The sequence below is a fragment of the Lentisphaera marina genome (assembly GCF_028745505.1).
In the GTDB taxonomy this organism is placed as follows: domain Bacteria; phylum Verrucomicrobiota; class Lentisphaeria; order Lentisphaerales; family Lentisphaeraceae; genus Lentisphaera; species Lentisphaera marina.
This window is the reverse complement of record NZ_JAQZZL010000002.1, coordinates 1,846,692-1,865,174: the sequence shown is the minus strand read 5'-3', so window position 1 is coordinate 1,865,174 and position 18,483 is coordinate 1,846,692. Positions and strand designations below refer to the sequence as shown.

The following is an 18,483-nucleotide window of genomic DNA, read 5'->3' as shown; positions in this document are numbered from 1 at the left end:
AAAATGGAAAGTAAGCATTTTAAACTGGGTATGTTTGTCCTAACGGGCTTAGTACTTTTTGTGTTGGCATTGTTTTATTTAGGCTTGAGAGAACAGTTTCGTCAGAGTTATGATTTTGTTACCTATTTTGACCGTAGTGTGCAAGGCTTAGAAGTCGGTTCCTCCGTCAAGCTTAAAGGTGTGACGGTAGGTCGTGTGAGTCGAGTTGAACTCTGGGAACAAGAATATGTGAAAGTAACGATGTCGGCAGTTCCAAGAAATGTTAGTGATAGTGAAATGAAAGAGATGACGGAAGCTCAAGCTCAGCAACGTTTTCAGGGCTACATTATTGAGGCGGTAGAAAAAGGCATGCGTGCTAGTTTAAACTATGCAGGCATAACTGGTATGAAGTATGTCGAACTCGATTATGTTGATTCGAGTCGGGATAATACAGTGGCATTACCCTTTGAGGTTACAGAAACCTATATCCCAGCCTTGCGTTCATCTTTAGAAGATTTAGTGCTAGATGTGGAGAAAATTTTGGATGGTGTAGCAAGAATCAATTTTCAGGAAATTGGTGAGAATGCAGAGAAAGCCATGGCCAGTGCTGAAAAAACAATGAGTAGCTTAGATAAGTTTGCCACCGATGACCTTTTGACCCTCAGTAAAGATCTTTCTTACTCTCTAAAGAAAATCGATAAGTTTACTCAGGTACTAGAAAAAGAGCTTGTCGCTGCAAAAGTCGGAGATACAACAAAGAGCTTTAGAAACACTCTAGCTAATTTAGATGTCAATAGTGATGAGCTCAATAAGGCCTTGCAAAGCGTGACCAAAACGTCAGATATGATAGGTAAGGACTTTAGTAAAATTAGTGATGGCGTTACAGTTGCACTCGCAACAGTGGAGAAAAACCTTAAAGCTCTGGCATCCTTAACACCACAATTAGAGAAAATGCTTTCTGGAGAAGGTCGAATTGGTAAAGCAGTTGTTAATTTAGCAACTGATACATCTAATAGTTTAGATAGCTTTGATAGAACTCTCGAATCAATTCGTCGCTTAACGAATTATTTAGAACGTAATCCTAATGCTTTGATCCAAGGGAAAAAATAAATCATTTATCTTTTCCTAAGCATGCTTTAGTAGGGCATTCGATTATATTGGGAAATGATGACTTTATTTGACAAATTTGCCCATTGTTTTGATACAGAAAACAGCCTTGAAAACTCGTATTTAGTTCGTTTCGATGAAGCGGGTATTGATTACGCAATGGCCGAAGTAAATGTCGGAAGTGAGAGTTTTTTTTGTGAATTAAAGATCTATCAACGTCGCCTTTATGTAAGCTGTGAGTGTACTGCGCAGAATGCGGATGAATTTTGTTCTCATATAGCTAGGGTGTTATCAGTCGCACAAGAACGAGAGGTTCTACTCCAAGCTTTGAAAAAGAATGTAGCGGCGAAAATCTTGCCTTTGCATGAACTGTCAGAAGAGATAGATAAGCAAGACCTCTCGCAAGTAATTAAGCCAAAAAAAATAACTCAAAGAACTTATGAGCATAAGCTAGTGGAGAAAGCCTTTGATAAGGTGATGAGTACTGCGAATTCAAGTTGTGAGATACGTTTATTATTTTGCCTATATAAACATAGGCTAGAGTTTTTTTGGAAAGCCAATGGGCAAGGGGGATATTTTGATCCTCGTTCTGGCGAATGTATTCCTGAAGACTTACCTTTGTTAAATCTATTTAAAGACTTGCCCTTACTGCATGAAGAAAAACTATTCTATGTAGAATTGGAGGGAGTTAGCGCTGCTGATTTAAAGACGATTTTCACTCAAAATCAACTCTACTGGCGCGGAGAAGAACGCAAGCTAAAAAAAGTTCATACATGTGAAGGAGATTGGCATTTAGAATTACAGGGGATTGACTTAGAGGATCAAAGTCTACAGCTAAGTTTGGCATTGCGATCTTCGCAAGAGCAGCTTTTGGCCTACGAGGCTTTTCTTCCTGGAGCAATTTATCAAACAGGGCAGATCTTGTTCTATGATTTGCGAGGAGCGCAAAAATTAGTTGAAGATTACCCGAGTGGGCAGTTTGGCATAGAGAGTAAAGAAATTAGCTCGTGGGTGAATAAGTATTTGGCGAAGAGTCAATTAGAAACAAAGCACTTACCAGAAGCCCTTCGTTATGAGTCAACAGATGAAAATGTTGAAACTAAAGCAATCGGGAAACTATATTTTAGCACCGCAGAATTTAAGGTGAAAAATCGTGAGATGCTTCATGTTGAACTCAATTGGCTTTATGGAGATGCAGAAATTGCAGACTCCGCACAAGATGAAACTTTGGTAGATGTAAAAAACAAACAAATTCATCAACGCGATTTTCGAGAAGAAAAATTTGCGAGGGAGTTACTTTATACACTTGGTTTTGAGTTTATTAGTTCTGGTCCTGAATTAGGATGGAAGCTATTGCCCGCAAAACTCCCAGACGTGGTGCCAAGCCTGAAACAGAGGAAGTGGCAGACTTTAGCGGAAGGGAAGTCTTTACGAGTGCCGCGAGATTTTTCAATTAATGTTTCGAGTGAACAAGATTGGCTTGAGGTAAACGGGAAATTTGAGTTTGATGGGGCATCAGTAAGTTTACCTGATATCTTGAAACAATGGATGAACGGCGAGAAATTCATCGTTTTAGATGATGGAAGTTTGGGGCTTTTGCCAGAGGAGTGGTTGAAGAATTTTACTGCATTAACCGAGCTTGGTGATTTAGGTACAGAAGGAATGAGATTCCATCGTCAACAAGCCTTGCTAGTTGAGCAAACCTTGAAAAGTATGGAGGAAGGTGATTGCCAATTTGATTATCAGACCCTTTCAGATCGAGTTGATGGTTTTAGTTCATTGAAAGAACGCGAAGCTCATGGAGACTTTGGAGCGAATTTAAGAGCTTATCAAAAGCAAGCCTTGTCATGGTTTGTGGAAATGAAGAAATTGAAATTGGGCGCTTGTCTGGCTGATGATATGGGTTTGGGGAAGACTGTTCAAGTACTTTCTTTTTTACATCTTTTACTAAAACAAGGTAATTTAGAACAAGGAGTTTTGATTGTGGCTCCCCGTTCATTATTATTTAACTGGGAACAGGAAATTAAACGCTTTTCACCTGAATTTGAAGTCTCTCAATATTTAGGTGCAGGTCGTCAAAAAATATTACAGTCCTTCTCAGAGGGACAGATTTTATTGACTACTTATGGAACTCTTATACGTGATGCGGTTCTCTTAAAACAAAAGACTTTTTCGATTTGTGTAGCCGATGAAGCACAGGCAATGAAAAACCCGCTATCAATGACGTCGAAGACAATGCGTTTGATAAATGCCGATTTCAAAATTGCCATGACTGGGACACCAGTAGAAAATAATTTAGGTGATCTTTGGAGTTTGTTTGAGTTCTTAAATCCAGGTTTACTGGGGACTTATAAGTATTTTGCTAATATTTATTTAGATGGGAAATGTTCGGCTAAAAACTTAAATTCACTGCGTCAAACAATTAAGCCCTTGATGCTGCGCAGAAAAAAATCTGAAGTAGCAAAAGAGTTGCCCGCAAAAACTGAACAGGTTTTATTTTGCGATTTGAGTGAGGAACAAGAAAAAATTTACAATGATATGCATAAGTTCTATTCTCAAGAAAAACAAAGAGATGAAAAAGAAAAACCTGGGGCTAAGGGTAATGTCTTGGCGGCTCTGACTCGTTTGCGTCAAGTGGTCTGTCATCCTTGTTTGGTGAATGAAGATTACCAACATGTGCAATCGGGCAAAATAACTTTATTAATCAATCAATTAGAACAGGTGTTTCTCAGCGGAGGTAAAGCCTTAATTTTTTCTCAGTTCACTAGATTTCTAGATTTAATAGAAGAAGCCATTCAGATGAATCGATGGAACTACACTCGCTTAGATGGTAGTACCAAAGACCGGCAAGTTCCCGTTGAAGAGTTTAATGATAATCCAGATTGTCGTTTTTTCTTGATTAGTTTAAAAGCAGGGGGGACGGGTTTAAATTTAACTCAAGCTCAGTATGTCTACATCATGGATCCTTGGTGGAATCCAGCAGCGGAAAGTCAAGCAATTGATCGTGCTTATAGGATAGGCCAGGAGAAAGCAGTGAGTGCGTACAGGATTGTTAGTAAGAATACGATTGAAGATAAGTTATTAAATCTACAGGCGAAGAAAAGTCAGCTAGTGGAAGATGTCATTGAAGCAGGCGCTTTTACAGGTAAATTAGATCAAGAAGATTTGAAAGCCTTATTAAAATAATCATTAGAGGTCTTTGTTATGAATGAGATAAGTGTAGATGACTGGAAAGAAACCACAGATAAAGCAGCCTATCAGATTGTAGATGTCAGAAATGAATTTGAATTTAAGGGTGCCTACATACCCGGCTCAATTAATTGCCCACTAGATCAAATAGATTTAGCCAAAGTGAATTCAATTGTAGGGGACCAGAAAATTCTTTTGGTCTGTCAGAGTGGTGTGCGATCAAAGAAGGCGGCACTTAAACTTGTTGGCTTCAAAGGGGAAGTGGTGAGTCTAGAAGGCGGAATTAACGCGTGGAAAGATGCGAAGCTTGACTTGATCGAAAATAAGAAAGTTATTTCTTTGGAGCGTCAAGTTCGAATTTGCGCCGGCCTATTAATATTGACAGGAATCATTTTGATGAAGCTCGGTGTCAATGGAGCGGAGTACTTATCTGTATTTGTAGGTGCAGGACTCGTTTTTGCAGGTATTAGCGATACGTGTGGGATGGGGATTCTGCTTTCAAAAATGCCCTGGAATAAGAAGGGCTAAAAAGCTGTGTATTAAAGGGCTCGTTTCATTAGGGTGAATGATTCTTTTTCTTTAGTCCATGTGTCAAAGCTTTCCCAATTGACCGATTGGTAAAATTTTTCCTGGTCTTCAGTTTTTAGGTATATTTGCTTATGCTTTAATTTTTTGGCTACCTTACACACATCGTCAATAAGTTTTTTTCCATAGCCACGCTTGCGATATTTCTCCAGAATAAACATTTGAGCTAGGCAGGGACTTAGCTCAGCTCTTTCGGAAATGATCTGTGGTACCAAACGGCAAAAACCCACAAGCTCGCCTTTTACGGTGGCAATAAAAATTTTTGGAAGCGCTAAGCGTTTGCGCTTTTTTTTGTGGAGCTGTTTAGCTAAATCATATTGCTCAATGAGTTCCCATTTAAGCTGTAAATACTTGAAGTAGTCGTAGTCTTCATATATCCACTCGCAGAGATGCCGACAAAGCGCTTCAAAGTGTTTGTGGGAGGGTGATATTTCTTTTGTTTTCATGAATCTACATTTAGGTCTCGAATAAATATTTGCGAGTATGATTTATGAAATGAGACGGATTTACTATGAGAAAAGTATCGACAAAAACATAGAGAAGTTTTTTCTTTTAAATAATGTTGAAAAAGCGCATTTTTTAAGTTGAACAATAATGAATCTCACCTATAATTCAGCTCCCAAAACCCCGGTGGGGTTCCCGAGCGGTCAAAGGGAGCAGACTGTAAATCTGCCGGCTACGCCTTCGAAGGTTCGAATCCTTCCCCCACCACTTCAAGCGCTAAACTCTAACGAGTTTGGCGCTTTTTTTTGTCCAAGTAATCTTGGCTTGAAGTTGGGGTTATTATTTTCCGGTGATGGGAGTGAATGCCATTCTAAATAATGTGCCAGTGATAGGACAAGCTAGTATATCCAGAGGTTTGGAAGGTTAGGACTAAAAGCTAGTAATGAGATGGAGCTGCCATTCTCATGAAATAGAGCGAAATCTAGTTATCTAATACTGTGGTGAATTGAATCGAGTTATTGTTTTGCACAAACATGACTAGTAATGGCGTAATGAGGCCAAAAAAAATCTATTTTATGAATAGAGATCATAAAATAGATTTAAGTACTTTAAATAGGTGGAGAAGGCTTGCTTAAAGCTTCTTAATGTAGAAAGCTAAGAGCTTTTCTTCTTCTTTGATTTCTTAAGGATGTACTCTGGTTCAGAGCCTTTGGAGACGAAGTCTTTGCTAATAATAACTTCTTCTACATCGCTTCTACTAGGGAGTTCAAACATAAGTTCCAGCATAGACTTTTCTAATATAGAACGAAGGCCGCGAGCACCAGTGCCTTTATCAATCGCCATGCGTGCCATTTCTTTAAGTGCTTCATCACTAAAGCTAAGTTTTATTCCATCACTCATGAGGATGTATTGATACTGCTTAATGATTGAGTTCTTTACATTGGTGAGGATGTGAACCAGATCTTCTTCCTTGAGTGGATTAAGAGTAGAGATAACGGGAAGGCGTCCAATGAGTTCAGGGATAAGACCGTATTTTACGAGGTCACCTGGTTCAACTTCACGCATGATTTCTTCTATGTCGGCATCCGATTTGACCCCTTTGCTTTGATCGCTAAAGCCAATAACGCGTCTACCTAAGCGGCCGCGAATAACATCTTCTAGTCCGACGAAAGCACCAGCACAAACAAAGAGAATGTTGCGTGTGTCAATTTGGATGTAATCTTGGTTTGGATGTTTACGACCACCTTTTGGCGGTACGTTGCAATGAGTACCTTCAATTATTTTTAAAAGGGATTGCTGTACACCTTCACCTGAGACATCTCTTGTGATTGACATGTTTTCGCCTTTTTTGGCTTTTTTGTCAATTTCATCCACATAGATAATGCCGTATTGAGCTTTTTCTATATCTCCATCAGCTGCTTGTATGAGTCTGAGGATGATGTTCTCGACATCTTCACCGACATAGCCAGCTTCGGTTACGGTCGTGGCATCAAAAATGGTAAAGGGAACATCTAAAACTTTAGCTAAAGTCTTTGCGAGTAAAGTTTTACCGCAGCCACTAGGACCAAGTAATAACACATTACTCTTTTCCATCTCTAGATCATCACTTCCGGGTGCATTGAATAGGTTGTTTTGAACGCGCTTGTAATGATTGTAAACGGCAACAGATAAAGTTCTTTTTGCATAATCTTGGCCGATGACATAGTCGTCAAGAACGTTCTTGATCTCTTTTGGAGCAAGAAGATTGAAAGGTACTGCTTCAGCTTCACTTTGCTGATCAGCTACATCGGCCATACTTTGTTGAGGAGCGAGGATTTCCGAACAGATTTCGACGCAGTCACGACAAATGTAACTTCCAGTAGGGCTAGAAATAAGCTCGCCAGTTTGTTCTTTATCTCGTGAACAAAATGAGCAGTTGGCGTTTTTCTTTGAAGCCATATTAAGATTTCTTCGTCATTATATGATCGACTAATCCGTAAGCTTTAGCCTCTTCGCCACTCATGAAGTAGTCTCTATCAGAGTCTTGTTCAATAGTGGGGTAGTCTTTGCCAGTGTGGTGACTGAGGATATCGTATAGTTCTTTTTTGAGGCGTTTAATTTCAGCCGCTTGAATTGTGATGTCAGCAGCTGTGCCACCCGCGCCACCAGAGGGTTGGTGGATCATGACACGAGAGTGGGGTAGGCAATAGCGCTTACCTGCAGTTCCCGCTGAAAGTAGTACCGCACCCATGCTCGCAGCTTGTCCAATACAGACAGTTTGGATGTCACAGGATAAGATTTGCATGGTGTCGTAAATCATTAAGCCCGCAGTAACAGATCCACCGGGACTGTTAATGAAGAATTGGATGTCTTTCTTGGGGTCCTCTGCCTGAAGGAAGAGGAATTGGGCTACAAGTAAAGATGCTACGTGATCATCTACTGGAGTGCTCAGCATGACAATTCGGTCTTTGAGTAGTCGTGAGTAAATGTCGTAACCGCGTTCGCCGTTAGCACTTTGTTCGACAACCATGGGTACGTAATGACTGTTTTGTGGGTTCATACTGAGTGTCTCCGTTTAGAATGAATTAAGCGTTTTTGCCTGAAGCGATGTCAACAATCTTGTCTAATGTCTTGTCCATGAGAACGTGATCTGTGAACTCGTGAAGAGAATTAGTTTGTTGTAGTTGCTTAGTGAGGTCTTCAACACTCATGTTGTAGTGTTGAGCCATGGAGTAAAGTTGCATTTGAACTTCGTATTGATTGAGTTCTACTTTTTCAGCTTTAGCAACTTCTCTGAGGATCATACGAGTTTTAAGATCTTTCGTTGCAGCAGCAAGAGCTTTTTCTTGAGTTGCAGCTTCAGCAGCTTTGTCTTCTTCGCTAGGGCAACAAGAATGCTTTTCTTCGGAGTCTTCATGTCCACATTCATGGTTATGATCCAAACCTTCTTCAGCCATGATGGTGTGAACTTGACGGTGGGTTTCTTGGTCGAGAAGGTGCTGTGGTAAATCACAGTCAAAGTCTTTGAGAAGTTGGTCGACGATTTCGTCACGTTTTTCACTGCGCTGTGAATTCTCAAATTGGCTCTTAAGTGATTCTTTGATTTTTTCTTCGAGGTCAGCTAAATCTTTAGCGCCGGCTTGGACCGCAATTTCGTCACTTAGTTCAGGTGTGTTACGACCGTGTACTTCAATGATGTCTGCAGTGTATTCAACAGATTTACCTGCAAGCTCAGCTTTGTGGAAGTCTTCTGGGAAGTCAGCAGTCCAAGTAACTTTGTCACCTTTGCTTTTGCCTGAGAGAGCTTCTGTAGCACCGGGGATAAAACCATTTTCAGTAAGTGGGATCCAACGATCTTCACCAGAGAGAACGTCTTTAGTCGCTTCAGTAGCTTCGAGATCAGTAGAGAAATTAGATTTTACAAAATCTTCTTTTTCAGCAGGGCGGTCAACTACTTCCATAGTCGAGAAACGAGCTGCCATTTCTTCGAGAGAAGCTTTTACTTTAGCTTCGTCTTCTACGTATTCTTCAAGTTCAACTTTGACTGACTTATAATCAGGAAGAGTGATAGTTGGGTAGATGTCGAGCGTAATTGTGAAAGAGCAATCTTCGTTATATTTGGGAGTGAATTCTGCTACGTCAAGGTAACCAGCGATTTCAAATTTTTCGTTTTCGCGTGCTTGATCAACGGCTTTAGAAACGAGCTTCTCTGAGATCTCTTGGTTGATTTTTTCGCCGTACTTTTGAAGGATGAGTGTACGAGGCACTTTGCCGTTACGAAAGCCGGGGAATTGAGCTTGTTGACCGATTTGTTTGCAGACGTTATTGAAAAGTTGTGTTACTTCTTTAGCAGGGCTGTTTACTTCAAGCTCTTTACGGCAAGCTGAAATTTCTTTGATAGAGTAAGTAAGTGCTTGACTCATGGTTAGTTTCCTAAGTTTTGTTTATTTAAAAAATTAGTTGTTTCTGCCTATTACCAAAATATCTATTATAGAGAGGGCAAAAAATACGGACTCTAAAAATGAAGTAAAATGATTTTTTTTCCACTCGTAACAAGTTTTTTTTGAATAAGTGCTAAATAAACTGAAAAAGACAGCAATATAGAGTGCGAGAGCTTAAAAGAGAGTGATTTCGAAATGCATTTTCAGATATGAGCCCATTTTGAACTTGTAGATGATGTATCAAGGGAGGATATTATTGCAGTGTAAATAGAAATGAATCAATAGGATTTGAGTATTATGGAAATTAAATGCGATAAGTGCGGTAACCAAAACCCATTAGGTGCTATTTTCTGCAGAACGTGTGGAGAAAAACTCGAAATGAAAGAAATGCAGCCGAAGGTAGTTCAGTCGGCTAATAAGCAAAAAATGAGCTCTTTCATGCTGCGCCAACTCATTTCACTAATTGTGTTTATTTTAATTGCCCTCATTGGTGTTGGTGCATTCTTGAAGCAAGACGTTCCCGTATATGAAGATGAGATTGCCAAAGATGTTGTCGTGAAGAAACAAAAATACCTCTTTAATCGCTTGAATAATGTGGCTCGTTACCAAAAGCTAAAAAAACTGTCTTTAAGCGAAGCAGAACTCGCAGCAGTTATCAATTATGATATCAAAAGTCGTTGGGAGAGCGAGGAAGGGAAGGCTGCCGCCGAAGAAGCCATTGTGGTTCCTCAAGAGTTTTATGTGAAGGTTCTCGATGCTGAGCGTATTAAATTTACTTTGCGAGTAAAATTGAATAGGTTATTTGAAACAGATTTATATTCCTCTGTAGTTTATAAAATCATCCCTGATGAAGAGTCTGGGGTCGCTAAGTTTGAACTCGATAGCACGAGTCAGGGTTGGGTACCAGTGCCAACGGCAGCAAGCATGACGATTAAAGCTAATTTTAAAAGTATGTTAGCAGAATCTGATAAACCAGAAGAAATGATCAAGCAAGTTGCTAGCGTGGATCTAGATCCTGAAGCAGGGTCAATTGTGATTAATTTTGTTCAAGCAAGTAAGAAAAAGTAGTTACTAGCTTATAACAAATGAAAAAAACAATATTTTTATTATTACTCGCCTTTTGTGTTACCCTTCAAGCTTACGACAAAGTTGATGTAGTAGATCCTACGGTAGTTCAACAACTTGAGATGACCGAGTCGAATCAGAACTCGGGTGGTGAATTAGTAGAGACAACTAATCTCGCAAATTCAGAGCCTGGACAGTCAGCGAAGCCCTCGAGTTTCATTTCGAGAGCGACGGACTCAATGGATCAGTTTATCGGACAAGTCACTAAGTTCTTATTTGCTGTAATTATGTTCGATATTACTTTTGGCCTTTTGGGGACGAGTATACCATTGGTCGTCGTGACACTAATGTTTGGGGCTGTATTTTTTACTTTTAAATATGAATTGATAACTTTTAAGCTATTTACTCATGGAATACAGGTTGTTCGTGGTAAGTTCGATAAAGAAGGAGAGCAAGGAGAAGTTAATCATTTTAAAGCTTTAACTTCTGCACTTAGTGCAACGGTTGGCTTAGGGAATATTGCGGGAGTCGCAATCGCCGTGCACCAAGGTGGTCCAGGAGCAGTTTTTTGGATGGTCCTAGCAGCTTTTTTCGGTATGGCATCAAAGTTTTCTTCATGTACTCTGGCGCAGAAATATCGTGTAATAAATTCAGATGGGTCTTTTTCTGGTGGTCCGATGTATTATTTGGAAATGGGACTCAAAGAGCGCGGCTTTGTCAAGCTGGGAAGTATTTTTGCAGTCGCTTATGCCTTGATGATTATCGGAGGAGCTATCGGTGGGGGTAATATGTTTCAAGGGAATCAAGCATGGGGAGCCCTCCAACAGGATTTCTTAGGTGGATCCGAAGATCCCAAAGCTGCTTGGGTATTTGGCATTATTTTAGCATCTTTAGTAGGAATGGTAATTATTGGTGGAATAAAGCGCATTGGTAAAGCCACTGAATTTATTGTTCCCTTTATGTGTGGTTTATATGTACTTGTGTCTCTCTATATAATTGGATCCAATGCTAGTCAGATAATACCATCACTCAAATCAATCGTTAGCATGGCATTTACTCAAAATGCGGCTTTTGGAGGTTTCTTAGGTGTTTTGATTATGGGTGTCAGACGGGCGGCATTTTCGAATGAAGCAGGAGTGGGTTCGGCCGCTGTGGTCCATGCTGCAGCTAAAAATGAAGAGCCCGTTATGGAAGGAGTTGTCGCCATGTTAGGGCCCTTCATTGATACGGTGATTATATGTTTAATGACGGCCTTAGTTATTATCATTACGGATGTAAGTGCACTCTATCCAGCTGATTACAGCAAAGGTGCTCTGATGACGGCTAAAGCCTGGGGTAGTGCAGGTGCGTATATGCCGAAAGTTTTAACTGTATGTATTGTCTTGTTTGCTTTCTCGACAATGATTTCATGGTGCTACTATGGTGAACGAGGCTGGATATATTTAGTGGATCGTTTTATAGGGAAAGGTAAGGGGATTCAGTCATTGATTATTTATAGAGCACTGTTTGTTTTCTGCGTCTTTTTTGGTGTGGTTGTCAATGCAGGCGCAGTATTGGACTTCTCAGATGCCATGATTTTAGGTATGGCCTTTCCTAACATTATCGGAATGATTATTTTATCAGGGAAAGTTAAGGGCTGGGCTAAAGATTATATGAATAAATTGAAATCGGGCGAAATTGCCCCAACAAAATAACTGGAGAGTGTGAAATGTGTAAAAAATTAATATTGGGTGCGCTGTTATTTTCGTCTATGGCCGTTTCAGCTGATGAGCACGGGAATCGTGAAGGGGAGATTGCGTTTGATAAAGCAGGTAAAGAATACTTAGTAAGTGGGCGTGATTTAGTTTTACTAGATAGCAAAGGAACTCAAAAGGCTTTATTAAATCGCAATGGATATCCCGTTGTCTCAGCTGAATTTAGTACAGATGATAGTTATGTAATTGCCTTGGTGGGGAAGACTAAACACCTAAAGGTTTTGGATAAACTAGGGAAAGAAAAAGCCTCTTTAAAATTGAACTTTGTTCTCCCTGAAAATGTTGAGATGCAAGTAATCGGTTTTGATAGTACTATTGTTCTTAGTTCGAATAAGCAATTGTTTTTCTATGAATACAAAGCTGGCAAAATTGTTAAAAAAGCAGAATTACCATTTCCAGATGGTACATTTGTTAATGCCTATGATTTGAGTAAAGATGGCAAATATGTCTTCGTTAATAATAGAAGGTTTCTTATTTTAAAATCACCGAAATCTTGGATTTTCAAACCCGCCAAAAGTTTTGTGAAAGTCACAGGTAAAATTCGTAAAGTTCGCATCGCGGATGATGGCAGTAAAGTGATGGTCTTACACCAAAATGGGCGAGGTATCTCAGTTCACAATGCAGAAGATGGTAGCATGATCAAAAGTTATTTATTAACGTCTCCAATTAATGAAATTGAATGTGATAGTGCTTTAACTAAAGCCTACTTCAATGGTGGCGTTTTAGATTTACTTAAAGGAACAACAGAAGTTAGTAAGAAAATGCCAAATGGACGTATGAATATTAATTCAGACTCAAGTTCTTTTTCTGTGGGTTCAAAGGTAAAAAAGAATGGCAAGTTATACGACTACAAGGCCCCTTATCATATTTTTAACTCAGCTTCTTTCAAAGGTGATGTACTAACTGTTAATGGAGTTGATAATGTTTATGAAGTTGATGCGGCTAATAAAACGGCAAAACGAGTGGCTGCTAAATCATTTTACAGAGGACGTTTTAAAGGTTTAGTCGGTAAGAGTGCAGATGGACGTTATGGGGTAGATTTCTCGGGTAGAGTTTATGATTATCGTCAAAAAGCTTTTGTAGGGCGTCCTTTGTTTGGAACTGGTGGTTACGTATTGAAAGCCAGTATTTCAAATGATGGTAATATAGTTTTTGTAGGTGCCACAAAGGTTTATGTTTATAATCACCTTGATAAAAAATCAGTTGCAGATTTTGATTTGCCAGTTTCATTAAATCAAGACAGTAAGATAGGTGTTGATTTAAGTCCAAGTGCTGGGCACTGCGCAGTTTCTTACCTAACAGAAAGTGGTCAGGCTGAAGTGTTTGTCTATGACCTTAAAAATTCAAGGTCTGCAGCTTTATCTCGTAAAGTAAGCGATGCTAGTTCATTATTGTTTACATCTGATGATACTCTAGTGATTGCTGGAGGGAAAAACATTTTAAGTACAGAATATAATGGCAATAAATGGATGATTAAGGATTCTAAATCGCTATTTGTTGAGTCGGGTTCTTTATATGATGTTTTGATCCAAGGCGACTATGTAGCAGGCTTAAATGAAAATGGTCGCATACATATTTTTGATAATAAAAGTGGTCTAGAAGTTTACACAGTGGCGTTGAAAGTAGGCGAAACCACTATGATATCAGTTGGGAAATAGGCATTTGTTAAAAGCTTTATTTTTTGATATGGACGATACGCTTTGTGATACACAGAGCGCAAATCAAAAAGCCATTGATTGGTTACTAAGTGAGTTGGCTCAGTTCGATTTCTTTGATCATAAAACTTTTGTAAGTCAGTATTTAGCTGCCATCTATCGTGAGCTAGATGAAGCTTTAAAAAAGATGACAGATGCCATCCATGATGAATCGGATTATCGTCACTTTGTTTTTGATTACTTTTTAAAAAAACATGGTGTTGAAGAACGAGATGAACTGATGTCTTATGTCGCTTTGTTTGATGCAAAACGTATTGAATATTATGATTTTTACTCGGGAGTAAAAGATATGCTGATTACTTTGCGTAAGGATTATACTTTAGTTTTAATAACCAATGGTCCCGCATATTCTCAAGTCCCTAAAGTTGAGCAAGTTCAAATGTCGAATTATTGCGATTACGTTTTGATCGGAGGGCTCGAGCCTGAACAAAAACCAGCAAAAAGTATTTTTGATAAAGCCTGTCAATTAGCAAACTGTTCATCAAGCGAGGCTATCCATGTAGGAGATTCCTTAAGTTCAGATATAAAAGGGGCTAAAGCCGCAGGGATTAAATCGTTTTGGATCAAGCCGGAGTTTACTGAGTTTTCCTCTGAAAACTCAGAGAGTGATTATGTAGCAGATAGTGTTCTCCATTTGGATAAAGTCTTAGAATTAGAAAACAACCACCATGAATGAACAGGAAACACTGATTAAAACATTTTGGGAGAAGGTGATGTCTCCCGTGCGCATGAAAGACATCGCTCATGATCGTGCACCTTTGGATAATGCTTATTCGGGAACACGAACGGCTTTTGAGTCCGATCATGATCGAATTTTGTTTTCCACACCTTTTCGTCGACTCATAGATAAGACACAAGTCTTTCCCCTGGAAAAAAAGTACGACACTATTCGTCGTCGATTAACTCATTCCTATGAAGTGAGTAGTTTGGCGAGAAGTTTTGGTAATGATTTGGTTTTTAATTCGCCAGAATTATTTCCCGAGACAATATGTCCGCAGCGCAATATTCCTGTTGTCTTAGCGACGATTGGCTTAGTCCACGACATGGGGAATCCTCCCTTTGGTCATGAAGGTGAGAGTGCGATTCAGTATTGGTTTAGGTGTCGCGTGGAAAAAGACCCTGAGTTCTTCAAAGGCTTTTCCGAGCAACAGCAGCAGGATTTTTTAAAATTTGAGGGCAATGCCCAGACGGTAAGGATAGTAAGTCATTTACAAGTACTTAATGACTTATATGGACTGAACCTTAGTCTCGGGACTTTGTCAGCTTTATTGAAATATGTAGTGCCCTCTCATAAAGTCGATAAAAAAGCGGACCTCGCAAAAGGTAAGTTTGGTTATTTTGCATCAGAGCGAGCGGTGATTGAGCAGATAGAATCATATACACAACTTATCGAGCAAAGAAACCCCTTGACTTATATCATGGAAGCTTGTGACGATATTGCGTATTCTGTGCTCGATATAGAAGATGCGGTTAAAAAAGGAGTGGTCTCTTATGCAGATATTATTTCTTATTTGAAATCCGCAAATGAGGAAAAAGAGGATGAGTATATTTCTGAAGTCATTAATAGAACTTCAAAAGATTATGGGAATTATTCTGGTATTGAGGAATTATCCTATCACGAATTAAATGATATTGCCATGGTGAAATTTCGCGTATACGCGATTAATACTTTGATGCAAAGTGCAAGACAAGCCTTTGTAGATAATTACACCGCAATTCTCAAAGGTAATTTTAAACAGGACTTATTAAAAGTTTGTGGTGCTAGTCGCCTTTCCGAAGTTTTGAAGACTTTTTGCTTTCGTCACATTTACAGGAATCGCGATGTTTTGGGCTTGGAATTACAAGGTTTTAATACGATCACGGGGTTACTTGATATTTTTTGGGATGCGATTAATGATTGTGAAGATAAAAGAGATTTAGCGAGCCCTTATTCGAAGTACGTCTTTGAGCGGATTTCAGAAAACTATCGAAGAGTTTTTCGCCATTCCGTAGATCTAGCTGAGCTTCCCGAATCCTACTGTCGTATGCAACTGATGACTGATATGTTGGCGGGGATGACGGATACCTACGCGGTGACGACTTATGAGGACCTTCTCAAGCGAAAGAAATGAGTTTACTTTAGCAACCTAGATAGGGCTCACTTATTAAGTCATATATTACTTATAGTCAATGAGATAAGTGGTAATTATGCTATATTACATGCAAACAAAACCCCTCAAAACAATCATTAGGTTTGCATAAGATGTATAAAAATACGGGCACAGAGCCCAAAATGGCCAATCTACCTTATTTTCTAGACGGAACACTCAATATCAATAATCGCTGGGTCAAGCTAGCGGCAACAATACCATGGAAAGATGTAGAAGAAATTTATGCACTAAATTTCACCAGCCATACTGGGCCCAAAGCTCTACCTGCAAGAACTGCATTTGGTTCCCTGATCATTCAAGTAAAGCTGAGTTTAACTGATGAAGAAACTGTAGAAATGATTTCTGAAAACCCCTACCTTCAATATTTCTTGGGGTTTGAAAGATATAAGCAGGAATCACCTTTTGATCCGAGTATGATGACTCATTTTCGAAAGCGTTTTGGAGCTCAGGATATTAAAGATATTGATGATTTATTACATAAAACAACACGTCCAAAAGAAGAAGACTCCGATAAGGATTCAGACAATGATCCTCCGTCAAATAAGGGTGCTTTAATTGTTGACGCTAGTTGTGTCCCTGCTGATATTCACTATCCAACAGATCTTGGTTTACTAAACAAAGCCCGCGAAAAAACTGAAGAAATCATCGATATTCTTTGGCGTCATCGCTTTAATACCGAAGATAAGGTCAAGCCTCGGACTTATCGTGAAGACGGCAGAAAAATCTTTTTAAGTGTTGTCCTAAAAAAACGTGTATCGAAAAAGAAAAGGCGTGAAGTGATTAATAGACAACTTCATTGTGTAAGGAGGAACCTCGCTAGTATAAATGAACTCAAAAAGCATGCCGATCTGGGGCTATTGAAACCTAGTTTATACCGCGAACTACTGGTGATCGGGACACTTTATCAACAACAGCAATACATGTATGATAATAAAGTAACAAGTGTTGATGATCGCATTGTAAGTATTCACCAACCACATATTCGTCCCATTGTTCGCGGGAAAGCTGGAGCTCATACAGAGTTCGGAGCTAAAATATCTATCAGTGTCGTCGATGGCTGGACCTTTGTCGATACGATTAGTTTTGATTCTTATAATGAAGGAACCGAACTAATTTCACAAGTTGAAAAATATAAAGAGCGTTTCGGTTATTATCCCGAATCAGCACATGCTGATAAAATCTACCGAACTAAAGAAAATCGAGCGTATTGTAAAAAACACGGAATAAGGATAAGTGGACCCAGTCTTGGAAGACCTCCCAAAGATGCGATTTTACGTGAAGAACAAAAGGAAATACAACGCCAGGATGAAGCTATAAGAAATGAAGTAGAGGGCTATTTTGGTGTAGCCAAAAGACGCTATAAACTCGATCGAATCTTTACGAAAACTAGGACTTCATCCGAAACACTTATTGCTTTAGTATTCATGGTGATGAACTTGGATAAGGCTTTAGCCTTTTTGTCACTTTTCGGCCAGTATTATAAGCAGCTATTCGCGCACGTTTATTGTTTTATAAGTCTCATTAACGAGAATGAGCATTTCAAAAGGCGAGTAATTCAGTAAGCCCTAGATATATCTAATACATAGTTCTTTCAAGGGTTTTACTTTAAACTAAAAAAGCCACCGCAATGGGTGGCTTATTAAAATAATTCAGTGTGAACTAAGAGAGCTTATCACCACCAGAAATTATATGTAGGTCTCTTTGTGGGAATGGTATGGAAACTCCTTGAGCATCAAATTCTTTTTTGACTTTTTCATGCATATCAAAATAGACGTTCCAGTAATCAGAAGCTTTAACCCAGGGTCTTACGGCATAGTTAATGCTAGAATCACCATGACCAGAAATGGAAACCATTGGTGCAGGGTCTTGTAGGACTCTGGGGTCAGAAGTGAGGATATTCATAAGTATTTCTTTGACTTTGTCATTGTCATCGCCATAGCTACAGCCAAATGTGAGGTCAACACGAATAGTTTCAGTTTCCGTGTAGTTAATGATTTTATCAGCAGTTAGAAGTGAGTTGGGTATGACGGCTGTCTTATTGTCAGGTGTAATAAGCTTAGAAGTGAAGAGTTCGATCTCTCTTACAGTTCCAATAGTACCACCAGCATCAATGAGGTCGCCTACTTTAAAAGGTTTGAACATGATGATTAAAATGCCAGCCGCAAAGTTTGATAATGCGCCTTGTAGTGCGAGGCCAATAGCAAGACCCGCCGCACCGACGGCAGCTACCATGGAAGTCGTTGGCATACCCAGTTTAGTTAGTGCACCAATAATAACGAAAATGATACCTGTAGCATGGATAAGGTGACGTGCAAATTTGACTAGGGTTTCATCTGTTTTGGCTTTAGTCATTAAATGACATATGTATTTAGTAACATATTTTACGACTTTGCTACCAATCCAATAGATTAGAATCGCATGAAGTAAGGGTACTCCATAAGTATTAAGTAGTTCCATGCCTTTTTCAGCTATGGGGAATGTTGCTTCCGATGCGGGTGTATCACCAATGACGGTGTTGTCTTCTGCAAGAGGTGAGTCTGCTGCAGCAAAGAGAAATGATTTCATACTTCTATCC

The 18,483-nt window shown here is 39.3% G+C and carries 14 protein-coding genes and 1 tRNA gene; 10 read left to right on the top strand and 5 right to left on the bottom strand.

Annotation, left to right across the window (positions count from 1 at the left end; all coding sequences use genetic code 11):
- The first annotated feature begins 3 nt into the window (after window positions 1–3).
- The 3 genes from PQO01_RS18565 to PQO01_RS18555 are packed head-to-tail and all read left to right on the top strand — an operon-like array spanning window position 4 to window position 4,803.
- Window positions 4–1,089 carry an MlaD family protein gene (locus PQO01_RS18565; protein WP_274315716.1) on the top strand — a complete coding sequence of 362 codons (1,086 nt, stop codon included), beginning with the start codon at window positions 4–6 and terminating at the stop codon, window positions 1,087–1,089.
- Between the two features lie 57 nt (window positions 1,090–1,146).
- Window positions 1,147–4,272: a DEAD/DEAH box helicase gene (locus PQO01_RS18560; RefSeq protein ID WP_274315715.1), complete on the top strand. Its 3,126-nt coding sequence runs from the start codon at window positions 1,147–1,149 to the stop codon at window positions 4,270–4,272.
- An 18-nt stretch (window positions 4,273–4,290) separates the two neighbouring features.
- Window positions 4,291–4,803 carry a rhodanese-like domain-containing protein gene (locus tag PQO01_RS18555; protein ID WP_274315714.1) on the top strand — a complete coding sequence of 171 codons (513 nt, stop codon included), beginning with the start codon at window positions 4,291–4,293 and terminating at the stop codon, window positions 4,801–4,803.
- A gap of 11 nt (window positions 4,804–4,814) precedes the next feature.
- Here the strand turns inward: PQO01_RS18555 and PQO01_RS18550 are convergent, their stop codons facing one another.
- Entirely contained in the window at window positions 4,815–5,306 is a 492-nt protein-coding gene (locus PQO01_RS18550) for a GNAT family N-acetyltransferase (RefSeq protein ID WP_274315713.1), read from the bottom strand.
- A 183-nt stretch (window positions 5,307–5,489) separates the two neighbouring features.
- Between PQO01_RS18550 and PQO01_RS18545 the strand changes: the two genes are divergently transcribed.
- Window positions 5,490–5,571 (top strand) — tRNA-Tyr (locus PQO01_RS18545).
- A 387-nt stretch (window positions 5,572–5,958) separates the two neighbouring features.
- On the opposite strand, the gene clpX is transcribed toward PQO01_RS18545, so the two are convergent.
- Genes clpX through tig form a run of 3 tightly spaced genes read right to left on the bottom strand, consistent with a single transcriptional unit; the run spans window position 5,959 to window position 9,206 of the window.
- Window positions 5,959–7,242 carry an ATP-dependent Clp protease ATP-binding subunit ClpX gene (gene clpX, locus PQO01_RS18540; protein ID WP_274315711.1) on the bottom strand — a complete coding sequence of 428 codons (1,284 nt, stop codon included), beginning with the start codon at window positions 7,240–7,242 and terminating at the stop codon, window positions 5,959–5,961.
- 1 nt (window position 7,243) lies between these two features.
- Window positions 7,244–7,843, bottom strand: a complete 600-nt coding sequence (locus PQO01_RS18535; protein WP_274315709.1) for an ATP-dependent Clp protease proteolytic subunit — start codon at window positions 7,841–7,843, stop codon at window positions 7,244–7,246.
- 25 nt (window positions 7,844–7,868) lie between these two features.
- Window positions 7,869–9,206: a trigger factor gene (tig, locus tag PQO01_RS18530; protein WP_274315707.1), complete on the bottom strand. Its 1,338-nt coding sequence runs from the start codon at window positions 9,204–9,206 to the stop codon at window positions 7,869–7,871.
- Between the two features lie 315 nt (window positions 9,207–9,521).
- Here tig and PQO01_RS18525 point away from each other — a divergent pair, with 315 nt between their 5' ends.
- From PQO01_RS18525 to PQO01_RS18500, 6 genes are all read left to right on the top strand, one after another.
- The gene (locus PQO01_RS18525) at window positions 9,522–10,292 is read left to right on the top strand and encodes a zinc ribbon domain-containing protein (protein WP_274315705.1); all 771 of its coding nucleotides are present in this window, start codon (window positions 9,522–9,524) and stop codon (window positions 10,290–10,292) included.
- A gap of 17 nt (window positions 10,293–10,309) precedes the next feature.
- Window positions 10,310–11,983 (top strand): alanine/glycine:cation symporter family protein, encoded by a 1,674-nt coding sequence (locus PQO01_RS18520; RefSeq protein ID WP_274315703.1) that lies wholly within the window; start codon window positions 10,310–10,312, stop codon window positions 11,981–11,983.
- Between the two features lie 14 nt (window positions 11,984–11,997).
- Entirely contained in the window at window positions 11,998–13,701 is a 1,704-nt protein-coding gene (locus tag PQO01_RS18515) for a hypothetical protein (RefSeq protein ID WP_274315702.1), read from the top strand.
- A gap of 4 nt (window positions 13,702–13,705) precedes the next feature.
- Window positions 13,706–14,434, top strand: a complete 729-nt coding sequence (locus PQO01_RS18510) for an HAD family hydrolase (protein WP_274315701.1) — start codon at window positions 13,706–13,708, stop codon at window positions 14,432–14,434.
- On the top strand, window positions 14,427–15,869 hold the full coding sequence (gene dgt / locus PQO01_RS18505; RefSeq protein WP_274315699.1) for a dGTP triphosphohydrolase: 1,443 nt from the start codon (window positions 14,427–14,429) through the stop codon (window positions 15,867–15,869). The genes PQO01_RS18510 and dgt overlap by 8 nt, the downstream gene beginning before the upstream one ends.
- Window positions 15,870–16,000: 131 nt before the next feature.
- Window positions 16,001–17,470, top strand: coding sequence for an IS5 family transposase (locus PQO01_RS18500; protein WP_274315697.1), 1,470 nt, complete (start codon window positions 16,001–16,003; stop codon window positions 17,468–17,470).
- Window positions 17,471–17,567: 97 nt separating this feature from the next.
- On the opposite strand, the gene PQO01_RS18495 is transcribed toward PQO01_RS18500, so the two are convergent.
- Window positions 17,568–18,473: a mechanosensitive ion channel family protein gene (locus tag PQO01_RS18495; RefSeq protein ID WP_274315695.1), complete on the bottom strand. Its 906-nt coding sequence runs from the start codon at window positions 18,471–18,473 to the stop codon at window positions 17,568–17,570.
- Window positions 18,474–18,483 lie beyond the last annotated feature (10 nt).